This window comes from Endozoicomonas sp. SESOKO2 (assembly GCF_024606245.1).
GTDB lineage: Bacteria > Pseudomonadota > Gammaproteobacteria > Pseudomonadales > Endozoicomonadaceae > Endozoicomonas_A.
The window spans coordinates 1-1,838 of record NZ_JAHHPQ010000651.1 but is presented as its reverse complement, the minus strand read 5'-3'; the positions used below and the strand labels follow the sequence as shown (position 1 = coordinate 1,838).

Here is a 1,838-nt window from a genome sequence, read left to right as displayed (position 1 = left end):
GGGAATGCCTTCAGCAGGAACAATAGTCACTATCAATTTCCCGTTCTCCGACTTGTCGTCAACTAAACGCCGCCCGGCTCTTACACTTGCCAGCGTCGGAAAAGGTGATGTTATTCTCTGTCAGATCACCAGTAAACCATACTCTGATCCGACAGCAATTGTTATCACTCCGAACGATTTCAACCAGGGAATCCTTGACCGTGAGAGCTTTGCGCGCCCGGGAAAGTTATTCACGGCACACCAAAGCATTATCTGCCAAGAAATCGCGACCATAAAAGCAGAGAAATTCAATGAAATTATCCATCGTTTACATCAAATTATTTCACGAAAAGTGCAATAACCCTTGAACTGAAAGTATCTGTCCACGGCAAAATCATGAAAGTGCCTGCCCAGCAAGGACTTCAGCCAGACAGCGTGAATTGCTCAACCGTTAGCTCTGCAGAGCTGATGTAGTAGCGAATGCAAACATCATCCATGCTCACAAGCTCTCCCTCAATTTCACTCGATGACTGTTCTATTGCCAGAGAAGTCGGTCTTGCCAGTCATCTGGGAAGCCCATGCCACGGGTACTGATGCCGTGTTGCTCTATCAGCTGCATCAGGCGCTTCTGCCATTGGTTTCTGCCACAAATGATATTCATTATATGAATTAAGACGACAAAGGTATTGTAAAGCTTTCGTAATTAACGCGGGTTAACCGGTCTTGAGTAAAGACTCTCTACTAGTGCCTCGTCCGCGTTGGTCGGTAAGATAAATGTCTTGGTTAACTGGCGATTCCATAAGCGGGCATGGTGAGCAGCATAGTTTCTAACCAGCGACAGGTGCTCACAGAATGACGTCATGACTTTTTCGTTCATTTGGTAGACACTGCTTATCGACTGTCGATCTTTACGCAAGCGTATATTGCTAAACCATTTGGATAGCTGACCCATAGTCATTAATTCAACAGCAGCCCAAATCGGTGGAAGCTCTTCTTCGTATTTACCAGTCAGATGCCTGATGAAATCTTCTTTACTGGATTTCACATCACTATCGAGTTTGCTCAGGCTTCTGGCGTATACCATTGGGTTGTCAAAAATTTCCGCTTTGAGGTGTGGGTGTCTGTCTCATGATTGTGACTCAGATGATAGGCAAACTGGGTTCTCAGGGAGACTTCAAGCCGTTCAATGGCATCAAGTACCAGAAGCCGCAGCTCTCGGTCGAAAATATAAAGATTGAGAACATCATCAAAGTGGGTACCAGCCCTGAGTCGATGGGAAGCATGTTCTTCCTCATAAGGCAGGCAATAGGCCCTAAAGCGATAGTAGTTCAGCTGTCCAAGGTAGAATTCTGCTTTGACCGAGTCATCCACTATAAGGTTACGGGACTTGTGACGTTCGACTTGTTGACTTCATGAAAGGGTTGGCTTGTCGTAGGGGATCCGGAGCGGCTTTCGTTTGGACCGTCTTGATGAACTCACAGATTAATCCCTACAAGGTAACTATTTTATGGGTGTCCAGAAACAAGTAACCCCTTTCAGTGCGCTGATCTGACGGGAAGCGGAAGGGGTATTGTTAAGCGGAACTATAGCCACGGCAAAATCATGAAAGTGCCTGCCCAGCAGACTTCAGACAGATAGCGTGTACTCATGGCTGCTTTCTTTCGTTTTCTCTTCAGACCCGCTTTGAAGGTTTTCGTGTTGTTCAGCAGATTGACTGCAATATGTCTAAAGCACCTGCTAGAATTTCTGCTCCGTCATTTCTTCGGATGCGACTTTCGTCTTCTCTCATCGCAACATCGAGTTACCAGTGAAGCTTATTCTCGATGTGTCACTCTGCCATTGGTTCAGCTTCTCCAAAG

Annotated in this window: 3 protein-coding genes and 1 pseudogene; 1 reads left to right on the top strand and 3 read right to left on the bottom strand. The window is 46.1% G+C overall.

Annotated features, from left to right (window positions below):
- On the top strand, nucleotides 1-340 hold a 340-nt coding region (locus tag KDK17_RS16150), incomplete at its 5' end, for a type II toxin-antitoxin system PemK/MazF family toxin (RefSeq protein ID WP_257288526.1).
- Between the two features lie 342 nt (nucleotides 341-682).
- Here the strand turns inward: KDK17_RS16150 and KDK17_RS16145 are convergent.
- From KDK17_RS16145 to KDK17_RS16135, 3 genes and pseudogenes are all read right to left on the bottom strand, one after another.
- Nucleotides 683-1,063 carry an Abi family protein gene (locus KDK17_RS16145; RefSeq protein ID WP_257288525.1) on the bottom strand — a complete coding sequence of 127 codons (381 nt, stop codon included), beginning with the start codon at nucleotides 1,061-1,063 and terminating at the stop codon, nucleotides 683-685.
- Complete coding sequence (locus tag KDK17_RS16140) at nucleotides 1,042-1,350, bottom strand: Abi family protein (RefSeq protein ID WP_257288524.1); 309 nt, start codon at nucleotides 1,348-1,350, stop codon at nucleotides 1,042-1,044. Before KDK17_RS16140 ends, KDK17_RS16145 begins: the two co-directional genes overlap by 22 nt.
- A 212-nt stretch (nucleotides 1,351-1,562) precedes the next feature.
- Nucleotides 1,563-1,807 (bottom strand): annotated as a pseudogene (locus KDK17_RS16135) (transposase); the annotation flags it as partial.
- Between the last annotated feature and the right edge of the window lie 31 nt (nucleotides 1,808-1,838).

Excerpts from the sequence above, each read along its gene's own strand:
- KDK17_RS16145 (WP_257288525.1), bottom strand. The coding sequence starts at position 1,063 with ATGGTATACGCCAGAAGCCTGAGCAAACTCGATAGTGATGTGAAATCC.